Source organism: Gilliamella sp. Fer4-1 (genome assembly GCF_001690515.1).
GTDB lineage: Bacteria > Pseudomonadota > Gammaproteobacteria > Enterobacterales > Orbaceae > Gilliamella > Gilliamella apicola_C.
In genome coordinates this window covers 1-4,176 of record NZ_LZGZ01000357.1, presented here as the reverse complement: position 1 = coordinate 4,176, position 4,176 = coordinate 1, and the positions used below count along the sequence as shown (strand labels likewise).

General features: G+C 35.6%; 5 protein-coding genes. 1 reads left to right on the top strand and 4 read right to left on the bottom strand.

Features of this window, described 5'->3' with window-relative positions; genetic code table 11:
- The first annotated feature begins 306 nt into the window (after positions 1-306).
- Positions 307-756 carry a hypothetical protein gene (locus A9G30_RS12225; RefSeq protein ID WP_065580044.1) on the top strand — a complete coding sequence of 150 codons (450 nt, stop codon included), beginning with the start codon at positions 307-309 and terminating at the stop codon, positions 754-756.
- Positions 757-914: 158 nt separating this feature from the next.
- Here the strand turns inward: A9G30_RS12225 and frr are convergent, their stop codons facing one another.
- From frr to rpsB, 4 genes are all read right to left on the bottom strand, one after another.
- Complete coding sequence (gene frr, locus A9G30_RS12220; protein WP_065589126.1) at positions 915-1,472, bottom strand: ribosome recycling factor; 558 nt, start codon at positions 1,470-1,472, stop codon at positions 915-917.
- Positions 1,473-1,501: 29 nt separating this feature from the next.
- Positions 1,502-2,236, bottom strand: a complete 735-nt coding sequence (gene pyrH / locus A9G30_RS12215; protein WP_065568207.1) for a UMP kinase — start codon at positions 2,234-2,236, stop codon at positions 1,502-1,504.
- 118 nt (positions 2,237-2,354) lie between these two features.
- Positions 2,355-3,212 (bottom strand): translation elongation factor Ts, encoded by an 858-nt coding sequence (gene tsf, locus A9G30_RS12210; RefSeq protein WP_065568206.1) that lies wholly within the window; start codon positions 3,210-3,212, stop codon positions 2,355-2,357.
- Positions 3,213-3,296: 84 nt separating this feature from the next.
- A complete protein-coding gene (gene rpsB, locus A9G30_RS12205; RefSeq protein WP_065581553.1) occupies positions 3,297-4,034 on the bottom strand; it encodes a 30S ribosomal protein S2 in 738 nt (245 codons plus the stop codon).
- Positions 4,035-4,176 lie beyond the last annotated feature (142 nt).

The following is a 4,176-nucleotide window of genomic DNA, read 5'->3' as shown; positions in this document are numbered from 1 at the left end:
AACTTTTCAATTTGACACTAAAAAACATAGCTATACCTTACTTAATTCGGTATGTAATTATAAAAGACGTAGCACGAATGATTCAGATAAAGTGTTTTCTCGTCAATGTACACAAAAAGAAGATAATTATTGCAAAAACGCAGATGAACTAGATGATGATTTTGGGTTTTAAATAATTCTAAAAAACAATGAATAACATCAAAATAAATTTGAAATATTTTTATATACGAGATAGCTTTAATTAAAGCAAGAAATAAATCAAGCTGAAATTGAATTAGAAAATAAGGTAATTGACGGAAAAACAAGATGATTAAACGATTCGCTTATTTAATATTCATCAACTTACTATGCCTATCTTTTACATCAAAAGCTGATGAGATAACACTTGAATCGATTCCTTCAACAGAAGGCGCAGGATTAATATGTCGCAAAAATAAGATTGAGATTAATATTTATGGTGAAACTTATCGTGGAAAAATTACCGTTATAAAAAACAGTAATAGATACCAAGTTATCTCAAATGCTGAATATTACAATGTCCCAATTTACTATCATGATGACAATGATGAAAATATAAAGTCAGAAGTAGTATTCACGGTTACTAAAAGATATTTTATACAGAATAAAAAAGTTGTTTCCGCAATATCATCAGATCCAATAGATAAGGAAAAAGCTGAAGAAGAATTATCATTAATATCTATAGCATTAAAGGAAGCCCATGAAAATAAAAAGTGTTTATCTTGGAATATTCAATAATAGTTAAAACAAACTAATATATCTTGTTTTTATCCATACCCATGCTATTTGTGCTGAAAAGTTGAAAATATTATATATATAAAATAGATAGCAACATTTTAGTAAATAAAAAACGCTCAGTTTTATAGAACTAAGCGTTTGCAAGGAAAAAAGATAAATTAGAATTCCATTAACTCTTTTTCTTTATCGGCCAGCACAGCATCTAATTTTTTGATTGCAGCATCGGTTGCTTTTTGGATTAAATCTTGTGCTTTACGCTCATCATCTTCAGATATTTCTTTATCTTTTAGCAATGCTTTAATTTGATCATTGGCATCACGGCGAATATTACGAATCGATACTCGACCTTGTTCTGCTTCATTACGAACAATTTTGGTTAAATCCCGACGGCGTTCTTCTGTAAGCGGTGGCAAAGGTACACGAATTACTGTGCCTGCTGACGCAGGGTTAAGCCCTAAATCTGAAGTTAAAATAGCTTTTTCAATAGCTGGCGTTAATGATTTATCAAATACAGTTATAGCTAGTGTTCTTGCATCTTCAGCAACAACATTGGCTAGTTGACGAAGTGGCGTTGGGCTACCGTAATATTCAACCATAATGCCATCTAATAAACTTGGTGATGCGCGACCAGTTCTTACTTTAGAAATATGATTTTGAAATGCATCAATACTTTTTTCCATGCGCATTTGCGCTTCTTTTTGAATCTCGTTTAACATAATAAAAGCCTTATTTAAGATAAAGATAATTAGCTGGTTACTGTTGCTTTGTTACTAATTAATGTTCCTTCTTGCTCACCTAATATGACGCGACGCAACGCACCTGGTTTATTCATATTAAACACACAAATAGGTAGATTATGATCTCTTGCTAATGTAAATGCCGCTAAATCCATGACTTTAAGTTCATCATCTAATACTTTTTCATAGTTAAGCGTCTTATAAAGTGTTGCATTCGGATCTTTTACAGGATCAGCTGAATAAACACCATCAACTTTGGTTGCTTTTAAAACAACATCTGCTTCAATTTCAATACCACGCAGGCAGGCTGCTGAATCCGTGGTAAAAAAAGGATTACCCGTTCCTGCTGATAAAATAACGACTCTACCATGACGAAGCAAGCTGATTGCTTCAGTCCAACGATAATCATCACAGACGCCATTTAATGGTATCGCTGACATTAAACGCGCATTAACTTCAATTCGGTGCAACGCATCACGCATCGCAAGACCATTCATAACCGTTGCAAGCATCCCCATATGATCACCAACCACTCGGTTCATCCCAGCTTTAGCAAGTCCTGCACCACGAAATAGATTACCACCCCCAATAACAACAGCAACTTGAACATTCATTTCAATCAGTTCTTTTATTTCTTGCGCCATACGGTCAAGAACAGTTGCATCAATACCAAAGCCTTCATCACCTTGTAGCGCTTCGCCACTGAGTTTTAGAAGAATACGTTTATAGAAAGGGGTCACCATATTGAAGTCTCACTATTTCGTTGTTTAATTACTCAATAAGCTAACAAATTAGCTTGTCGTAATTTTAAAATATTTTGTAGATAAACAAAACCGCCTTAACGGCGGTTTTTTGAAACAATTAAGATTGTTTCGATATTGCAGCAACTTCTGCAGCAAAGTCAACTTCGACTTTTTCAATACCTTCACCTACTTCAAAACGAATGAATGAAGCGACTGTGGCTTTCTTTTCTTTTAGTAAATCACCAACAGTTTTAGAAGGATCCATAACAAAAGCTTGACCAGTTAATGATACTTCGCCAGTGAATTTACGCATACGACCTTCAACCATTTTTTCAGCGATTTCACGTGGTTTACCTGATTGCATTGCAATATCGATTTGAATGTTACGTTCATGTTCAACAACATCAGCAGGCACATCACTTGGATCAACATATTCTGGTTTGCTTGCTGCAATATGCATTGCAATATGTTTAACTAATTCATCATCAGCACCATTAGCTGCCACTAATACGCCAATACGAGCACCATGTTGGTAACTACCAACTACGTCACCAGAAATTTCAGCAACACGACGAATACCAATATTTTCGCCAATTTTAGCAACTAGTGCAGTGCGTTCTTCTTCAAATTTTGCTTGTAAAGCAGCAAGATCAATCATGCGATCATTTAAAGCTGCTGTTGCTACTTTTTCGCTAAATGCTAGGAAACCAGCATCTTTGGCAACAAAGTCTGTTTCACAGTTAACTTCTAAGATAACGCCATACTTTTTATCAGCAGAAATTTTAGAAATAATCACACCTTCAGCAGCAACACGACCTGCTTTTTTAGCTGCTTTGGCTTGACCTGATTTGCGCATGTTGTCAATTGCAAGTTCAATATCACCATTAGCTTCAACTAATGCTTTTTTACATTCCATCATACCTGCGCCAGTTCTTTCGCGCAGTTCTTTTACCATAGAAGCGGTAACTTCAGCCATTTTTTAATCCTCTATTTAACCATTGTGATGATTTTCATTAGAATGAGTGGACACTCAAGCATCCACCCGAAAATATTTGAGTTTTTACTCAGCTGCTGGTGCTTCTTCTACGAAGCTTTCTTCAGATACTGGAGATTGGTTTTGTTCACGACCAGAACGGACTGCCTCAGCAACCGCATTTACATATAATTGAATTGCGCGGATTGCATCATCATTACCAGGAACAATGTAATCAATACCATCAGGATCTGAGTTAGTATCAACAACAGCAATGACTGGAATACCTAAATTGTTAGCTTCTTTGATTGCGATATGTTCGTGGTCTGCACCAATAACAAAAATCACATCGGGTAAGCCACCCATATTTTTAATTCCACCCAAGCTATTTTCTAATTTAGCCATTTCACGAGCACGCATTAGTGCTTCTTTTTTGGTTAATTTGTCAAATGTACCATCACTAGCTTGTGTTTCTAAATCTTTTAGACGTTTGATTGATTGACGTACTGTTTTCCAGTTAGTCAACATACCACCTAACCAACGGTGATTAACATAGTATTGTCCACAGCTTTCAGCCGCTTGTTTAATGGCTTCGCTAGCTGCACGCTTTGTACCAACAAATAAAATTTTACCTTTACGCGCAGCAACTTTGTTTAATTCAGCTAATGCTTCATTGAACATTGGTACTGTTTTTTCAAGATTGATGATGTGAACTTTGTTACGTGCACCAAAAATAAATGGTTTCATTTTTGGGTTCCAATAACGAGTTTGGTGTCCAAAGTGTACACCCGCTTGTAACATATCGCGCATTGATACTGTAGTCATGATTTCCTCATTTTGACGTTGGGGTTATGCCTCCACATATCCGCTTTAACCGACCTAATAACAACAAGTAAAAGGCACCCCGGAAAAGTGTGATGATATGTGTGTGTTATAACGTTAATTAATTATTAAAATTTAATGCTTT

Excerpts from the sequence above, each read along its gene's own strand:
- pyrH (WP_065568207.1), bottom strand. The coding sequence starts at position 2,236 with ATGGTGACCCCTTTCTATAAACGTATTCTTCTAAAACTCAGTGGCGAA.
- rpsB (WP_065581553.1), bottom strand. The coding sequence starts at position 4,034 with ATGACTACAGTATCAATGCGCGATATGTTACAAGCGGGTGTACACTTT.
- tsf (WP_065568206.1), bottom strand. The coding sequence starts at position 3,212 with ATGGCTGAAGTTACCGCTTCTATGGTAAAAGAACTGCGCGAAAGAACT.
- frr (WP_065589126.1), bottom strand. The coding sequence starts at position 1,472 with ATGTTAAACGAGATTCAAAAAGAAGCGCAAATGCGCATGGAAAAAAGT.
- A9G30_RS12225 (WP_065580044.1), top strand. The coding sequence starts at position 307 with ATGATTAAACGATTCGCTTATTTAATATTCATCAACTTACTATGCCTA.